At 77.7% G+C, this 16,762-nt stretch carries 11 protein-coding genes; 5 read left to right on the forward strand and 6 right to left on the reverse strand.

Annotation, left to right across the window (positions count from 1 at the left end; all coding sequences use genetic code 11):
- Positions 1–117 precede the first annotated feature (117 nt).
- The 3 genes from ACI796_RS22790 to ACI796_RS22800 all read right to left on the reverse strand — a co-directional run bounded on the left by ACI796_RS22790 (position 118) and on the right by ACI796_RS22800 (position 4,916).
- Positions 118–912: a class I SAM-dependent methyltransferase gene (locus tag ACI796_RS22790; RefSeq protein ID WP_456943497.1), complete on the reverse strand. Its 795-nt coding sequence runs from the start codon at positions 910–912 to the stop codon at positions 118–120.
- 74 nt (positions 913–986) lie between these two features.
- Positions 987–3,320: a glycoside hydrolase family 65 protein gene (locus ACI796_RS22795; RefSeq protein ID WP_456943498.1), complete on the reverse strand. Its 2,334-nt coding sequence runs from the start codon at positions 3,318–3,320 to the stop codon at positions 987–989.
- 90 nt (positions 3,321–3,410) lie between these two features.
- A complete protein-coding gene (locus ACI796_RS22800) occupies positions 3,411–4,916 on the reverse strand; it encodes a glycerol-3-phosphate dehydrogenase/oxidase (protein WP_456943499.1) in 1,506 nt (501 codons plus the stop codon).
- Positions 4,917–4,954: 38 nt separating this feature from the next.
- Here ACI796_RS22800 and ACI796_RS22805 point away from each other — a divergent pair, with 38 nt between their 5' ends.
- Complete coding sequence (locus ACI796_RS22805) at positions 4,955–6,658, forward strand: FAD-binding oxidoreductase (RefSeq protein WP_456943500.1); 1,704 nt, start codon at positions 4,955–4,957, stop codon at positions 6,656–6,658.
- 120 nt (positions 6,659–6,778) lie between these two features.
- On the opposite strand, the gene ACI796_RS22810 is transcribed toward ACI796_RS22805, so the two are convergent.
- Positions 6,779–8,230: an FAD-binding oxidoreductase gene (locus tag ACI796_RS22810; RefSeq protein ID WP_456943501.1), complete on the reverse strand. Its 1,452-nt coding sequence runs from the start codon at positions 8,228–8,230 to the stop codon at positions 6,779–6,781.
- 130 nt (positions 8,231–8,360) lie between these two features.
- Between ACI796_RS22810 and ACI796_RS22815 the strand changes: the two genes are divergently transcribed.
- Positions 8,361–11,762 (forward strand): BTAD domain-containing putative transcriptional regulator, encoded by a 3,402-nt coding sequence (locus tag ACI796_RS22815; protein WP_456943502.1) that lies wholly within the window; start codon positions 8,361–8,363, stop codon positions 11,760–11,762.
- Position 11,763: 1 nt separating this feature from the next.
- Here ACI796_RS22815 and ACI796_RS22820 read toward each other — a convergent pair whose 3' ends face one another.
- Positions 11,764–12,531, reverse strand: a complete 768-nt coding sequence (locus tag ACI796_RS22820) for an SDR family oxidoreductase (protein WP_456943503.1) — start codon at positions 12,529–12,531, stop codon at positions 11,764–11,766.
- A gap of 63 nt (positions 12,532–12,594) precedes the next feature.
- Between ACI796_RS22820 and ACI796_RS22825 the strand changes: the two genes are divergently transcribed.
- On the forward strand, positions 12,595–13,836 hold the full coding sequence (locus tag ACI796_RS22825) for an arginine deiminase (RefSeq protein WP_456943504.1): 1,242 nt from the start codon (positions 12,595–12,597) through the stop codon (positions 13,834–13,836).
- 54 nt (positions 13,837–13,890) lie between these two features.
- On the opposite strand, the gene ACI796_RS22830 is transcribed toward ACI796_RS22825, so the two are convergent.
- Positions 13,891–14,826 (reverse strand): DUF5926 family protein, encoded by a 936-nt coding sequence (locus tag ACI796_RS22830; protein WP_456943505.1) that lies wholly within the window; start codon positions 14,824–14,826, stop codon positions 13,891–13,893.
- Between the two features lie 56 nt (positions 14,827–14,882).
- Between ACI796_RS22830 and ACI796_RS22835 the strand changes: the two genes are divergently transcribed.
- Positions 14,883–16,091, forward strand: a complete 1,209-nt coding sequence (locus tag ACI796_RS22835; RefSeq protein WP_456943506.1) for a cytochrome P450 — start codon at positions 14,883–14,885, stop codon at positions 16,089–16,091.
- Positions 16,091–16,762, forward strand: coding sequence for a DNA alkylation repair protein (locus ACI796_RS22840; RefSeq protein WP_456943507.1), 672 nt, complete (start codon positions 16,091–16,093; stop codon positions 16,760–16,762). The genes ACI796_RS22835 and ACI796_RS22840 overlap by 1 nt, the downstream gene beginning before the upstream one ends.

The following is a 16,762-nucleotide window of genomic DNA, read 5'->3' on the forward strand; positions in this document are numbered from 1 at the left end:
CCCCCCCCCCCCGCCGCGACCACCCCCCCCCCCCCCAACACCCCCCCCCCCCCCCCCCCCCCCCCCCCCCCCGCCCCCCCCCCCCCCCCCCCCCCCCCCCCCCCGGGACGGGCGGGGCTACACCCGGACGAGCAGCTCGCCGTGCAGCATGGCGAGCCAGCCGTCGTCCGCGGCGGCCCAGCGCTGCCACGCGGCGGCGAGCTCCTCGAGCTCGTCCCGCGTGGCCAGGCCGTACGCCAGCGCCTGCTCCGCGAACGCCGACGCCGTCGCCCGGCCGGCCCACGAGCGGCCCCACCACTCCCGCTCGGCCGGCGAGGCGTAGCACCAGGAACCCGTCGTCGCGGTGGTGTCACGCAGCCCCGCCGCGTGCGCCCAGGACAGCAGCCGCCGGCCGGCGTCGGGCTCGGCGCCGTTGGCCCGGGCGACCGCGTGGTACAGCTCCAGCCACCGGTCCAGGCCGGCGTCGGCGGGGAACCAGCAGGTGGCGGCGTAGTCCACGTCCCGGACGGCGAGCAGCCCGCCGGGGCGGCAGACCCGCGCCATCTCGCGCAGCGCCGCCACCGGGTCGGTGAGGTGCTGCAGCACCTGGTGGGCGTGGACGACGTCGACCGAGTCGTCGGCCAGGTCGAGGGCGTAGACGTCGCCGACGGCGAAGGTCACCGCGACGCCCTCCCGCCCGGCGAGGTCCCGGGCCTCGTCGAGCGGGTCGGCCGAGACGTCGAGGCCGAGCACGTGGCCGGGCGCGACCCGGCGGGCGAGGTCGACGGTGATGGTGCCCGGCCCGCACCCGACGTCGAGCAGGTCGAGCCCGGGGCGCAGGTGCGGCAGCAGGTACGCGGCGGAGTTCTCCGCGGTGCGCCAGCGGTGCGACTGCAGGACCGGTTCGGCGTGCCCGTGCGTGTAGGTGTCCACGCCTGCATCCTGCTCCGCCCGTCCCGTACAGCGGAACGGCGATCTCACTGATTGGGATGCGCCCGCACGGGGCGTCAGCTGCGCGGCTCGCGCCCGGCCGGCTGCCGCGGCTCGCCGAGCAGCGGGGTGGGCGCGCGCAGCGGCACGCGCACCGGGGTGGTCGTGACCGACTGCGCGGTGCCGTCGACGACGACGGTCACCGGCCCCTCGCCGCGCACCACCGTGAGCGTGGTGCCCTCCTGCGTCGTCTCGACGCGGAGCACGCTGCCGCGCCAGGTGACGTGCCACGCCGTGCGGGACAGCGACGAGGGCAGCAGCGGCGCGATCTCGAGGTCCCCGTGGTCCTCGCGCAGACCCCCCAGGCCCGCGGCGAGCGCCAGCCAGGCCCCGGCCACCGAGGCCAGGTGCAGGCCCTGGGCCGTCCCCTGCTGGACGTCGCGCAGGTCCACGAGCGCGCACTCGCGCAGGTAGCGCAGGGCGAGGTCGGGGTGCTGCGCCTGTGCGCACACCACCGCCTGCACGGCGGCCGACAGCGAGGAGTCCCGCACGGTGCGCGCCTCGTAGTACTCGAGGTCGCGTGCCACCTGCTCGTCGGTGAACGCGTCGCGGCACCACCACAGCGCCAAGACGAGGTCGGCCTGCTTGAGCACCTGCCGCCGGTAGAACGTGGCGTAGTGGTTGTGCTCCTGCACCGGGTAGGCGTCGCACTGCTCCTCGAAGGGCCACTCCTCGTACGACGTGAAGTGGGCGTTCATGGGGTGCACGCCCAGGCCCTCGTCCCACGGCACGTGGACGGCGTCGGCCGCGGCCCGCCAGGCGGCGGTCTCGGTGTGGTCCACGCCGAGCTCCGCGGCCCGCGCCTCGTACCTGCGGCAGGCGTCGGCCGCGCGCCGCAGGTTGGCCTGCGCCATGAGGTTGGTGAAGACGTTGTCGTCGACGACGCCGGTGTACTCGTCCGGACCGGTCATGCCGAACAGGTGCCACGCACCGGCCGCGTCCTCGTGCCCCAGCGACGTCCACAGCCGCGCCGTCTCGACCAGCACCGGCAGACCGCCGACGTCGTCGAGGTCGGCGCCCGTGGCGTTCTCGTAGAGCCAGAAGGCGCGGGCGACGTCGGCGTTGACGTGCATCGCCGCCGTGCTCGCCGGCCAGTACGCCGACACCTCGGGCCCGCTGATGGTGCGCCACGCGAACGCCGCGCCCGCCCGACCCAGCGTCCGGGCCCGCTCGCGGGCGGCGTCGATCGTGTCCGCCCGCCACCGCAGCAGGCGCGCGGCCGTGTCCGGGCGCAGCAGGGTCAGGGCGGGCAGCACGAACCCCTCGACGTCCCAGAAGGTGTGACCGCTGTACCCCATGCCGGTCAGTCCCTTGGCCCCGACGGGGGCGCCGGAGATGCAGGCGGCGGAGCAGAACAGCTGGAAGACGCTGTAGCGCAGGGCCTGCTGCAGCTCGGGGTCGCCGTCGACCTCGACGTCGGCGGTCGCCCAGAACTCGTCGAGCACGCCGCGCTGGGCGGCGAGCAGCCCCTCCCACCCCAGGTCGAGCGCGGACGACACCGCCGCCGCCGCCTCGCCGACGAGGGAGCCGGCCCAGGCGTCGAGCGACCAGGTGTGGGCGACGACCTTGGTGATCCCGAGGGTGGCGCCGGGGGTCAGGTGGGCGGCGACGGTGGTGACCACCCGGTGCTCGTCGGCGTCCGTGCTGATCCGCGCCCCGTCGTCGACCACGTGCTCGACGGCGGCGGCGACCGTGATGTCCGACCGCCGCGTCCGGGACGCGAGGGTGCCACCGCTGCCCGTCGAGCCGTGCTCCCGCGGCTCGAAGGCGTTGTCGAGGCAGTCCTTGACGCGGGGGTCGTCGTTGTCCACGCCCGTGGGCGTCACCGACCCACTCGCCAGCTCGGACCGCACGACGACGTGCGCCTGACCGTCCAGCGCGCGCACCTCGTACCGGACGGCGCAGACCGCCCGCTCCGCCAGCGAGACCAGCCGCCGGGAGCACACCTCCACCGTCGTCCCCGTCGGCGTCCTCCAGCGCACGCGCCGGTCGAGCGTCCCGGCACGCAGGTCCAGCGTGCGCTCGTGGACCTCCGGCCGGACCTCGCGCACGTCGAGCGGGATCCCGTCGACCAGGAGGCGGATCGGGGTGCCGTCGGCGACGGTGAGCAGCGCCTGCCCCTCCCCGGGCTGGCCGTAGCCACCCTCGGGATAGGACAGCGGGTGGGTCTCGTACACCCCGGACAGGTAGGTGCCGCGCATGCCGAAGGGCTCGACCTCGTCGAGCGTCCCCCGTACGCCGATGTAGCCGTTGGACAGGCTGAACAGGGACTCGGCGACGTCGAGCGCCCGGGTGTCCACGTGCGGCTCGCGGACCGTCCAGGGGTCGACGTCGAGGGTCGGGGCGCTCACAGGGGTCCTCGCCGTCTCGGAGGGCGGGACCCGGCCGGCGTCCCGCCCTCCGTCCTACCGCCCGGCGGCTGCCCGCGCGATCCCGGGCCGTCACACCTCCTCGAGGACGGCCTCCGCAGCCGCGACCGCGCGCTCCCGGTCGGCCGGGACCAACCCCAGCCGCACCCGCCGGTCGAGCAGGTCGGACACCGTGCGCGCGCCCTCGGCCAGCGCGCCGAACCGCAGCTCCCCCACCGTCTCCGCCCGGCCCTCGACCACCGGCCCGGCCCCCAGTGCGACCACCCGCGGCGCCTCGGTGCCGTACCGGGCGACCAGCCGCGCCGGGGCGGGCACCCGCGCCAGCTCGGCCGGGGACGCCGCCCCGACCAGCGGCAGCCGGGCGGTCGGCGAGCGGCGCGCGCCCCGGCCCAGCCGCGCGACGACGGCGTCCACGGCCTCGGCGGCCATCGCCCGGTAGGTGGTCAGCTTCCCGCCGACGACCGACAGGACCGGTCCGTCCCACCGCAGCAGGTGCCGCCGGGACAGGTCCGCGGTCGCGTCGCCCGGCCCCGCGCCGGCCGACCCCGGCAGCACCAGCGGCCGCAGCCCGGCGTAGGAGCCGACGACGTCCGCGCCGGTCAGCGGCACGGCCAGCACCCGGTTCACCGTGTCGAGCAGCTGCCGCACCTCGGCGTCGGCCGGCACCGGGTCGTCGTCCGGGACCGGCCCGGGCACCGGCTCGTCGGTGAGCCCCAGGTACACCAGCCCGCCCGGCTGCGGCAGCGCGAACACGTACCGCGAGCGCGAGCCGGGCAGCGGCACGGTGAGCGCCGCGACCGGGTCGCCGAGCCGGTCGGCGCGGACGACGAGGTGCGAGCCGCGCGAGGGCGCCAGCCGGATCGCGGGCGCGAGCGCCTGCGCCCACACGCCGGTCGCGTTGACCACCGCGCCCGCCCGCACGGTCAGCACCGCGCCGTCGGCCTCCACCGCCACCTCGGCCCCGTCGACGCCGGTCACCCGCGCACCGGTGAGCACCCGGGCGCCGTGCGCGGCGGCGGTGCGGGCCAGGGCGACGACGAGCCGGGCGTCGTCGGCGAGCTGGCCGTCCCAGAACACCGCGCCGCCGCGGCCGGGACGCACCGCGGGCGCCAGTCGCGCCACCTCCGCGGCGCCGACGCGGCGGGTGCCGGGCAGCGAGCCGCGCCCGCCGTGCACCGACCGGCGCACCGCGTCCCCGAGCCGGCCGCCCAGTGCACCGACGGCGCTCACGTCGCGGCCGGCCGCGTCGGGCACCAGGAACGGCAGCGCCCGGACCAGGTGCGGCGCGGTGGTGCGCATGAGGACGGCGCGCTCGCGGGCGCTCTCCCGGGCCAGGCCGACCTCGCCGTGCGCCAGGTAGCGCAGGCCGCCGTGCACGAGCTTGCTCGACCACCGGCTGGTGCCGGCGGCGAGGTCGGTGCGCTCCAGCAGCGCCACGGACAGCCCGCGGGCGGCGGCGTCGAGGGCCACCCCGGCGCCGGTCACGCCCCCGCCCACCACGACGACGTCGACACCGCCGGCCAGGGCCTCGAGGTCGGCCGCACGACGCTCGGGTGTGAGGTCGGGCCCGCCGGTCACGTGCGGGGTCCCGGTCGGAGCACCGGCAGACTGTAGCCGTGCCCGAGCAGCCGGAACTGACCGTCCAGGGATGGGGGCCCGGCAGCTCCCGCGTGGCCGCGGTGGCCGAGCCGGGGGACGCGGCGGAGGGCTCCCTCGAGCTCACCCGTGACCCCGACCTCGCCAGCGCGCTGCCCAAGGCCGCCCGCCGCCACCTGGCGCGGGAGCTGGGCTGGGAGCCGCGGCCGACCCCGCCGGTCGCCGTCGCCGACATCCGGCTGGCGCCCTCGCGGCTGCCGGCCGACGTGCACGACGCGCTGGTCGCCCTCCTCGGCGCCGGGCACGTGCGCACCGACCGGGAGGCACGACTGCGCCGGGCCGGCGGCAAGAGCTACCTGGACCTGCTGCGCCGGCGGGAGGGCGACGCCTCCGACGCGCCCGACGCCGTCGTCCTGCCCGGCAGCACCCACGAGACCGCGGCGCTGCTGGAGCTGTGCGCCGACCACGGGGTCGTCGTCGTCCCGTTCGGCGGGGGCACCAGCGTGGTCGGCGGGCTGTCGGGCCTGGACCCGGACGACCGGCCCTCGCTGTCGGTCGACCTGTCCCGGATGGCGGCGCTCACCGACGTCGACGTCGCCTCGTCGCTGGTCACCGTCGGCCCCGGCATGCGCGGCCCGGCGCTGGAGGAGGCGCTCGGCGAGCGGGGGCTGAGCCTCGGCCACCTGCCGCAGAGCTGGGAGTACGCCACGCTCGGCGGCTACGCGGCGACCCGCTCGGCCGGGCAGTCCTCGACCGGCGTGGGCCGCTTCGACGACCTCGTCGCGGGCCTGACCCTGGCCACGCCGTCGGGGGTGCTGGAACTCGGCCACCCGCCGGCGTCGGCGGCCGGCCCCGACCTGCTCGGGCTGGCGCTGGGCTCCGAGGGCGCGCTCGGGATCATCACCGAGCTGCGGCTGCGGGTGCGCCCGGCGCCGCGGTCCCGCGTGTACGAGGGCTGGTCGTTCCGCACCTGGGCCGACGGGCTCGCCGGGCTGCAGCGGCTGGCGCGGCACGACCTGCTGCCCGACGTCGTCCGGCTCTCCGACCCCGACGAGACCCGCGCGAACCTGCTCAACGCCGGCGGCGCCGGCGCCCGGCTGCTGCGCGGCACCCTGCGGGCCCGTCGCCGCGGCGACGGCTGCCTCCTCGTCGTCGGCTGGGAGGGCCTGCCGCAGGTGGTGCGGGCCCGCCGCCGGGCGGTGCTCCCGGTGCTGCGCGAGCACGGCGCGGGGCGGGTCGGCCGCCGGGTGGGCGAGTCGTGGCGGAGGCACCGGTTCGCCGCCCCCTACCTGCGCGACCGGCTCATGGACGCCGGCCTGCTGGTCGAGACGCTGGAGACGGCGGCCACCTGGACCGCGCTGCCGGCCGTCTACGACGCCGTCCGCACCGCGCTGCAGCGCTCCCTGGGCCGTCCCGGCAAGCAGCCGCTGCTGATGACGCACGTGTCCCACGGCTACGCCACGGGCGCCTCGCTGTACGTCACCGTGCTCGCCGACCGCGACGACGACCTGCCGCTGCAGCAGTGGCTCACCGCCAAGCGGGCGGCCACCGAGGCGCTGCTGGCCGCGGGCGGCACGCTCACCCACCACCACGCCGTCGGCGCCGACCACCGCCCCTGGCTGGAGCGCGAGGTCGGCCCGCTCGGCGTCGAGGTGCTGCGCGCGGTCAAGGCCCGGCTGGACCCGCAGGGCATCTGCAACCCCGGCGTCCTCCTGCCCGACTGACGCGGCCTGCCCGGCTAGCGCGGCGGCGGGGTCCAGCCCGGCGGGGGCACGGCCGGGGGGATGCCCATGCGCCGACGCAGCCACGCGGGCGGACGGGGTGGGCGGACGGCGGTCACGGACTCAGCCACGGCGGGCCCGCAGCGCGTACCCGGTGGAGAAGACGTCGTCGGGGTCGACCGCCTGCTTGACGGCCAGCAGCCGCTCCGCCGAGGCCGGGTCCCACGCGGCGAGGACCTCCTCGGGGCCGCTGACGTCGCCGAGGAAGTTGACCATCCCGCCGGGTGCGGCCCACGGCGCCAGCGCGGCCAGCACGCCGCGGCCGACCGCGGGCACCACCTCGGCCAGCTCCGGGACCATCGGGCCGATCACGAACACCGACCAGGCGGCGCCGCGCCCCGGGACGGCGTCGGGGACCCGCGCCGGGCGGGCCAGCGCACCGCCCAGCTGGCGGATCTCGGCCATCACCAGCGGCACCTGCACGTCGGGGCCGGCGACGGCGAGGAACGCGTCCACGGTCTCCTCGGTGAGCTCGGCGAGCAGCATCCCCTTCTCCCAGCCGGGCATCGGGTCGGTCGGGTCCATGTGCACCGCGTCCAGCGCCGTCGGCGGCATCGGCCCGACGCCGCCGAGCAGCACCTCGCCCGCGGCCTCCATCGGCGCGAGCAGCGCGGTCCCGAGCGCGGGGTCCTCGCCGGCGTAGACGTAGCGCAGGTGGACGACGGTCTGCCCGCGCAGCGGCGGCGGCAGCTCCTCCAGCGGCGGCAGCCGCAGCACGGCGACGGAGGTGCCGACCTCCTCGGGCAGCGTCGGCGCCCAGGCGCGGTAGGCGTGCAGCACCGCGGCGGCGTCCCGGCCGGCGAAGAACAGGCCGCCGGCGACCAGCGCGGGCACGGGGAACAGCTCGAACTCCAGCGCGGTGACGACGCCGAAGTTGCCCTTGCCGCCGCGCACCGCCCAGAACAGCTCGGGCTCGGTCTCGGCGCAGACGGTGCGCAGCACGCCGTCGGCGGTGACCATCTCCACGCTCACGACGGCGTCGGCGGCGAACCCGTGCTTGCGGCCGAGCGACCCGTGCCCCCCGCCGAGGGTGTAGCCGACCACCCCGACGTCGGACGACGAGCCGCACAGCCCGGTCAGCCCGTGCTCGGCGGCGGCCGCCACGACCTTCTGCCACTTGACGCCCGCCTCGACCCGCGCGGTGCGGCGGGCCGGGTCGACGGCGACGCCCTGCATCCGGCGGGTGGTGATCATCAGCGCGCCGTCGGCGTTGCGGACCGGGCCGTGGCCGGTGGCCTGGACGGCGACCGGCAGGCCGTGCACGGCGGCGAAGGAGACGGCGGCGGCGACGTCGGCGGCGCAGGTGGCGCCCACTGCGACGGCGGGCGTGTGGGTGACGGCCAGGTTCCAGGCCGCGACCTCGGCCGCCATGCCGTCGTCGCCGGCGACGTAGACCGGCCCGTGGACCCGCCCGCGCAGGTCCGCGACGGCGGCGGGGTCGAGGGCGGCGGGGACGGCGTCGTCGAGCGGCGTGCGCGGGAGCGGGGCGGAGGCGGGGGTCTCGGTCAGGCTCATGTCGGGTCCTCGGGGGCAGGGGGATGGCCGGGGACGACCGTGGCCGCCGCGCCTTGGCCGCCACTTGCGCCCCACTTGAGGCGCACGGACCCCTCCCCAGACCGCCCGCGACCTGTCACGATGCCCGACCGTGCGGTTCCGCGTCCTCGGTCCCCTCGAGGTCACCGGTCCCGACGACCGCCCGGTCGACGTCGGCGGCGCCAAGCCCCGCGCGCTGCTGACCCTGCTGCTGGCCGAGGCCGGCCGGGTCGTCCCGATCGACCGCATCGTCACCACGCTGTGGGGCGACGAGCCGCCGCCCACGGTCACCGGGACCCTGCAGGCCTACGTCTCGCACCTGCGCCGGGTGCTCGAGCCCGAGCGCGGGCCGCGCGAGGCGCCGAAGGTCCTGCTCACCCGCGCACCGGGCTACCTGGTGCAGGTCGGCGCCGAGGACCTCGACAGCCTGCGCTTCGCCCGGCTGGTCGAGGAGGGCGACCGCGCCGTCGAGGCCGGCGACCCCGCCGGCGGGGTCGCCGCGCTGGACCGCGCGCTGGAGCTGTGGCGGGGCGAGCCGCTGGCCGAGCTGGGCGACGGGCCCGGCGCGGCCACCGACCGGCTGCGCCTCACCGAGCTGCACGTGCGCGCCCGCGAGCGCCGCTGCGACGCGCTGCTGGCCACCGGCCGCGCCGACGCGGCCGTCGCCGACCTGCAGCGCCTGGTCGCCGAGCACCCGCTGCGCGAGCGGCTGTGGGCCCGCCTGGTCACCGCCCTCTACGCCGCCGACCGGCAGGCCGACGCCCTCGACGCGCTGCGCCGCTGCACCGAGCTGCTGCGCGACGAGCTGGGCATCGACCCCGGCCCCGAGCTGCGCGACCTCGAGCGGGCGGTGCTCCGGCAGGACCCGAAGCTGACCTCGCGGGTGCCCCGGCCGGTGCTGTCGGTGGTCCCGCCGCCGGCGACCACCGCCCTGGCCGTCCCCGGCGACGAGACGCTGGTCGGCCGCCGCGCCGAGCTGGCCCGGCTGCGAGCGGCCGCCGAGCAGGTCGCCGCGGGGCGGCCCGCCGTCGTCGTGCTGGCCGGCGAGGCCGGCATCGGCAAGACCCGGCTGGCCGAGGCCGTCGCGGACACGATCCGGGCCGCGGGGTGGGCGGTCGCCGAGAGCCGCTGCGCCGACGACGCCGGCGCGCCGGCGCTGTGGCCGTGGACGCAGGCGCTCGAGCAGCTGGGCCAGGAGCCGCCCGCGCCGGCCGGGGACGACGGCGACGACGCCGACGCCGCCCGGTTCCGGCTGTTCCAGGAGTTGCGCGGCCGGCTCACCGCCGCCGCCCGGCAGCGGCCGGTGATGGTGGTCCTCGACGACCTGCAGGGCGCCGACACGACGTCGGTGCAGCTGCTGACCCTGCTGGCCCGGCACCTGCCGCGGGTGCCGCTGCTGGTCGTCGTCACCGTGCGCAGCGTCGGCGAGGACCTGCCCGAGGCGGTCGCGGACTGCCTGGCCCGGCTGGCCCGCGAGCCGGCCGCCACCACGATCACCCTGCAGGGCCTGGACGCCGAGGACGTCGGCTCGCTGCTCGCCGCACAGCTGGGCTCGGCCGGCGACCCGGGCCTGGCCGCCACGGTGCACGACCGCACGGCGGGCAACCCGTTCTTCGTCGTCGAGCTGTCCCGCTGGATGCGCGGCGGCCGCGACCTGCACGCGGTGCCGGTGCCGCCGTCGGTGGGCGAGGTGCTGCGGACCCGCCTGGCCCGGCTGCCCGACGGCGTGCGCCCGGTGCTGGAGCTCGCCGCCGTCGCCGGCCGCGAGGTGACCCTCGACCTGCTCGAGGCCGCCGGGGAGCCGGCCGAGGCCGCGCTGGCGGCGCTGGACGCGGCGGTCGCCGCCGGCCTGGTCGTCGAGGGCGGCACCCCGTGGAGCTGGCGGTTCACCCACGCGCTGGTGCAGGAGGTCCTCGCCGACGACCTCCCCGCGCTGCGCCGGGCCCGGCTGCACGCCCGGCTCGGCGAGGCGCTGGAGCGGCAGGTGGCCGGCAGCCGCCCCGACGACGCCGTGGTCGAGCGGCTGGCGCACCACTTCGTCGAGGCCGCGCCGGTGGCCGGCCCCGCCCCCGGGCTGCGCTGGTCGACCACCGCGGCGGCCAACGCCCGGGCCCGCCTGGCCGACGGCGAGGCCGCGGTGCACACCCGCCGCGCGCTGCGGTTGGTCGACCCGGCGCAGCCCGGCGCGGTCCGCACCCGGCACGACCTGCTCACCGCGCTGGGCAACGACCTGCTGCGCAGCGGCGAGCGCACCGAGGCCCACCAGGTCGTCGGCGAGGCGATCGCGCTGGCCCGCGAGCTCGGCGACCCGCGCTGCCAGCTGGAGTCGGCCGCGGTCTGGGGCGAGGTCACGCTGTGGAACTGGCGGCCGCACGGCGTCGTCGACGCCGAGATGGTCGCCCTGCTGGAGAACCTGCTCGAGCACCGCGACGAGATCGCCCCGGACGCGACCGAGGCCGAGCGGGACCGGCTGACCGCGCGGCTGCTGGGCACCCTCGGCGTCGAGCTGGCCTTCAGCGAGGACCTGCAGCGCGGCGTGCGGTACGCCGAGCGGGCGGTGGCGCTGGCCCGCGGCGTCGGCGACCCGGAGCTGCTGGGCCGGACGCTGAACAACTACTCGCTCGCGGTGTGGGGCCGGCCCGGCGCCGCCGAGCTGCGGCTGGCCGCGACCGACGAGGCGCTGGCCCTGGCCGGACGCGGACTGCCGCGGCGCACCGAGTTCTACGCCCGGCTGCACCGCGCGGCGATCCGGCTGCACCTCACCGACCGTGCCGGCTTCGAGGCCGACCTGGAGGCCGGGCGGCGGCTGGCGTTCTCGCTGTCGGGCCCGGAGGTGCGCCCGCACGTGCTGTGGCAGGCGGCCGGTGCGGCCTGGCTGGCCGGGGACGCCGCCCGCGCCGAGGAGCTGACCACCGAGGCGCACGAGCTGTACCGCCGGGTGACGCCGCACTCGCGGCACGCCTACGCCGCGCACCTGTTCGCGCTGCGCCGCGGCGACCACCGGCTGTCCGAGGCGATCGACCTGCTGGTGGAGACCGGCGACGAGGGCAACCCGCTGCTGCAGCTCATGGCGGTGGTGGCCGCCGCCGAGTCCGGCGACCTCGCGGTGGCCCGGCGGCTGCGCGCCCGCTGGGGCCGCACCCAGATCCGCGACTGGGCCAGCGACGTCGCGGTGCTGCTGCAGGCCGAGGCGGCGCTGCACCTGGGCGACGAGCCGGAGCTGACCATGGCCACCGTGCAGCTGCTGCCGTTCCGCGGGCGGCAGGCGGTGCTGGGCACGCCGGCGTTCAGCCTGGGCGCCTACGACGAGTTGCTGGGCCGGATCGCCGAGCGCACCGGCGACACCGTGGCCGCCCGCGACTGGTGGACCGGCGCCCGCGAGCAGGGCCGGAAGGTCGGCTCCCCGCACCAGGTGGCGCTGGCCGAGTCCCACCTCGAGCGGGTGCCCGCCGAGCAGGCGCACCGGCCGCCGCGGCGCCGGCGGTCCGACCGGCCGGCGCCGCGCTCGGCCTGACTCAGCGCGTCGTCGCCCGGCCGCCGTCGACGGGGATGACGGCGCCGGTCACGTACGCCCCGGCCCGGCTGGACAGGTAGACGACGACGCCGGCCATGTCGTCGGGGCGGCCGATGCGCCCCAGGGGCGAGCTGGCGGCGATCTCGTCGCCGCGGGCGGCCAGGGTGGCGGCCATCATCTTCGACTCGAACGGCCCCGGCGCGACGGCGTTGACCGTGATCCGCCTCGGCCCGAGCTCCTTGGCCAGGTGCCGGGTGAGCTGGTGCACCGCGGCCTTGCTGGAGGAGTACGAGTAGGTCGGAAGGACCGGCACCTGCAGCCCGTCGATGCTGCCGACGTTGACCACGCGGGCGGGGTCGTCGTCGGTGGCCGCGGCCTCGAGCAGCGGCAGCATCGCCCGGGTCAGGAAGAACGGCGCCTTGACGTTGAGGTCGAGGACCTTGTCCCACGCCGAGGCGGGGAAGGTCTCGAACGGCTCGCCCCAGGTGGCGCCGGCGTTGTTGACCAGCACGTGCACCCGCTCCTCGCGGCGGCCGACCTCCTCGGCCAGCCGGACGCACTCGGCCTCGGTGCTGATGTCGGCGGGGATCGACTCGACGCGGCCGAACTCCGACAGCTCCGCCACCGCCTGCTCGCCGGCCTCGGGCTTGCGCGAGCTGACGTACACCGACGCCCCGGCCTGCAGCAGGCCGCGCGCCATCATCAGGCCGATGCCGCGGGTGCCGCCGGTGACGACGGCGACCTTCCCGGTGAGGTCGAACAGGTCCACGCGGTGCCTCCTCCTGTGGGGGTGCCGTGCGCCGGCCCGGCCACTGTGCCAGCCTCTCCCCCCGTGACCACCGCGGCCCCCCGTCCTCCCCTCGGCGTGACCAGCGAGGTCGGCCCCCTGCGGACGGTGGTCCTGCACCGGCCGGGCGCCGAGCTGCGCCGGCTCACGCCGCGCAACAACGACCAGCTGCTCTTCGACGGCGTCCCGTGGGTGGCCCGCGCGCAGGAGGAGCACGACGCGTTCGCCGCCGCCCTCACCGACCGCGGCGTCGAGGTGCTGTACCTGGACCGGCTGCTGACCGGGGTGCTGGACGACCCGACGGCGCGCGAGGAGCTGGTGGCCGCCGCCGTCGACGACCCGCGCCTGGGCGCCACCCTCCAGCGCACCGCCGTCGACCACCTGTCGGGCCTGGCGGCCGAGGACCTGGCCGGCGCGCTCATGGCGGGGCTGGCGCACCACGAGCTGCGCGGCGGGCGGGGCCTGGCCTACGAGCTCATGGACCGGCACGACTTCGTCGTCCCGCCGCTGCCCAACCTGCTGTTCACCCGGGACTCGTCGGTGTGGGTCGGCGACCAGGTGGCCATCACGTCGCTGGCGATGCCCGCCCGGCACCGGGAGAGCACGATCCTCCGGGCCATCGCCACGTACCACCCGCGCTTCGCCGGCGCCGAGCAGCTCTACGACTCCTCGCTCGAGCACCTCGAGGGCGGCGACGTCCTGCTGCTGGCCCCCGGCGTGGTGGCCGTCGGCGTGGGCGAGCGGACCACGCCGGGCGGCGCCGAGCGGCTGGCCCGCCGGGTGTTCGCGCGCGGGCTGGCGCACACGGTGCTCGTCGTCCCGATCGCCCAGGAGCGGGCGACCATGCACCTGGACACGATCGCCACGATGGTCGACGTCGACGCGATGGTCATGTACCCCGCGGTCGCGGACACCCTCGTCGCCTGGACGGTCACCGCCGACACCCCGCCCGACGACGGCGACACCACCGACCTCGTCGTCCGCGGCCCCGCCCCGTTCGTCGTCGCCGCGGCCGAGGCGATGGGCATCGACCGGCTGCGGGTGATCGACACCGGCCTGGACCCGGTCACCGCCGAGCGCGAGCAGTGGGACGACGGCAACAACACCCTCGCCCTCGCCCCGCGGCTGGCGGTGGCGTACGAGCGCAACACCGTCACCAACGCGGCGCTCGAGGCGGCCGGCATCGAGGTGGTGCGGATCGCGGGCTCGGAGCTCGGCAGCGGCCGCGGCGGCCCGCGGTGCATGTCCTGCCCGGTCCGGCGCGACCCGCTCCAGGTCCTCCCGTGAGCTCGTGCTCTGCCCCAGCTGGGGGCGGAGCACGAGCGCGCCGGGTACGGGTGCCTAGCGCAGGGTGATCTGGCGGGAGAGCAGGCCGGCGCGGGCGCGGCGCTCGTCGCTGGTCAGCGGGCCGGTCTCGGCCAGCGCCTGCTCGAGGCGGGTGGCGAACCCGGCCGCGGGGCCGGCCCACTCCTGCGCGGGGGTGTCGGCCGGCAGGTCCCAGACCGGGACGACGAGCCCGTGCGCGCGGAAGGCGCCGGCGTACCGGGTGCCCTCGCCCAGCAGCAGCTGCTCGGACGCCGAGAGCCGGGCCAGCGCGTCGAGCAGCGGCTCCTCGGCCTCCGGCCGCACCCAGCGCAGGTGCGCCCGCTCGTTGCCCGGCCGCACCCAGTAGGCGGCACCCAGGCCCTCCAGCCGCTCGGTCGGCAGCACCGCCTCGTTGGCCCGCTCCAGACCGGCCTGCGCGGCGGGGTTGGGGTCGGTGCCCTCCAGCCAGAAGCCGAAGTCGGGGTGCACGGTGACCTCGAGCGGCGCGGTGAGGTCCAGCAGCTCCTGCAGCCGCGGCCCGGACGAGCCGGCGGCGCCGATCGGACCCGGGTCGACCGGCGCCCCGGCCGGCGAGTCCAGCGCGGCGGCGAGCGCGGTGCCGATGTCCCTGCTGACGTCGTCGGAGGAGGCCTGCAGCTGGACGCCGAGCAGGATCTCGCCGTTGCTGCGGACCAGCGCCGGGGCGCCGCCGGGCAGCACGCTGGCGAGGGTGACGTCGCGGCCGTCGGCGGTCTTCAGCGGCGCGGTGGCGGCGGGCACCAGCTCGCGCAGCGCGACCCAGTCCGGCTCGCCGGGCAGGCCCTCGAAGGGACGGGTCACCGGGGGCGCGTAGCCCGAGCCGTGGCAGTGCTTGTACCGGCGGCCCGAGCCGCACGGGCACGGGGCCTTCGGGTTGATCTCACCCTCGACGGCGGCGGGGGCGGGACGGCGGCGGGTCGTGGAACGGGCCATGCGGCCCAGGGTATGTGGGGCCGGAGCGGGGTCCCGCGGGCCATAGGCTCGGGGCCGTGACCTCCGTGGCGGCACCGCTCGACCTCACCGACGCGGCCGTGGTCGCCGACCCCTACCCCGCCTTCGCCGCCGCCCGCGCCGTCGCCCCGGTCCAGTGGCACGAGGGGCTCCGGCTGTGGCTGGCGTTCACCCACGCCGAGAGCAACGCCGTGCTGCGCGACCGCCGGCTGGGGCGCATCTGGCGGGACCGGGAGCCCGTCGAGCGGTTCGGGCAGTTCAACCTCATCCACCGCAACGCCATCCTCGAGATGGAGCCGCCGGACCACACCCGGCTGCGCCGGCTGGTCAGCGCGGCCTTCGCCCGCGGGCACGTCGAGCGGCTGCGCCCGTGGGTCGAGCAGCTGGCCGGCGAGCTGGTCGACGGGCTGGTCGAGCGCTCGGGCGGCGGAGAGCCGGTCGACGTCCTCTCGGGGATGGCCGAGGAGCTGCCGGTGGCGGTCATCGCCGAGCTGCTCGGCGTCCCGGCCGCCGACCGGCCGCTGCTGCGGCCGTGGTCCAACGCGATCGTGAAGATGTACGAGTACGGCCGGACGACGGCGGTCGAGGACGCCGCCGAGCGCGCCGCCGCGGAGTTCGTCGCCTACCTGCGGGGGCTGGCCGCGGAGCGTCGCCGCGCGCCCGGCGAGGACCTGCTCTCCCACCTGGTCACCGTGCGCGACGCGGACGGCGACCGGCTCACCGAGGACGAGCTGGTCACCACCTGCATCCTGCTGCTCAACGCCGGGCACGAGGCCACGGTCAACGTCAGCGGCAACGGCCTGCTCGCGCTGCTCGAGCACCCCGGCCAGCTGGCGCGGCTGCGGGCCGACCCGGCGCTCCTGCCGACGGCGATCGAGGAGCTCATGCGCTTCGACTCGCCGCTGCAGCTGTTCGAGCGCACCGCGACCGCCGACGTCGAGGTCGGCGGCGTGACCGTGCGGGAAGGGCAGAAGATCGCCGCGCTGCTCGGCGCCGCCAACCGCGACCCCGCGGTCTTCGCCGACCCCGACACCCTCGACGTCGGCCGCACCGACAACCCGCACGTCTCCTTCGGCGCGGGCGTGCACTTCTGCATCGGGGCGCCGCTGGCCCGCGTGGAGCTGCAGGCCTCCTTCGGCGCGCTGCTGGGCCGCACCACCGACCTGCAGCTCGCCCGCCCGGCGCGGCGCCGTCCGGAGTTCGTCATCCGCGGCCTGGCCGAGCTGCCCGTCGTCCTGACCCGGTAGTGGCCGACCCCGCGGAGGTGCTCGGCCGGCTGCGGGAGCTGGCCGACCCGTCGCGGCTGGCGGGCATGGCGCGGTACGGCATCGGCGGCGCGCAGCCCTTGGGCGTCACGGTCGCCGAGCTCCGGACGCTGGCACGCGAGCTGGGCCGCGACCACGCGCTGGCCGCGGGGCTGTGGGGCTCCGGCGTCCACGAGGCACGGATCCTGGCGAGCATGGTCGAGGACCCGGCCGCGGTGGACGCCGCGCAGCTCGACGCGTGGGCGGCCGCGTTCGACTCGTGGGACCTGTGCGACCAGGTCTGCCAGAACCTCGTGCGGCACACCCCGTCCGCCTGGGAGACCGCGCTGGCGTGGAGCGGGCGCGCCGAGCCGTTCGTCAAGCGCGCCGGGTTCGCCGTCATGGCCGGGCTCGCCGTGGCGGACAAGCGGGCCGGCGACGAGCGGTTCGAGCCGTTCCTCCGCGCGGTCGCCGAGCGGGCCGACGACGACCGCCCGGTGGTCCGGAAGGGGGCGAGCTGGGCGCTGCGGCAGATCGGCAAGCGCAGCCCCGGCCTGCACGGACGCGGGGGGGGGGGGGGGGGGGGCCGGCGGGGGGGGGGGCCCGGGGGGCGGGGGGGGGGGGGGGGCCCGCCGCCGGCGCGGGTACCGTGGGGGCCCCGGAGATATAGATAG

This window comes from Geodermatophilus sp. SYSU D00525, from assembly GCF_054050475.1.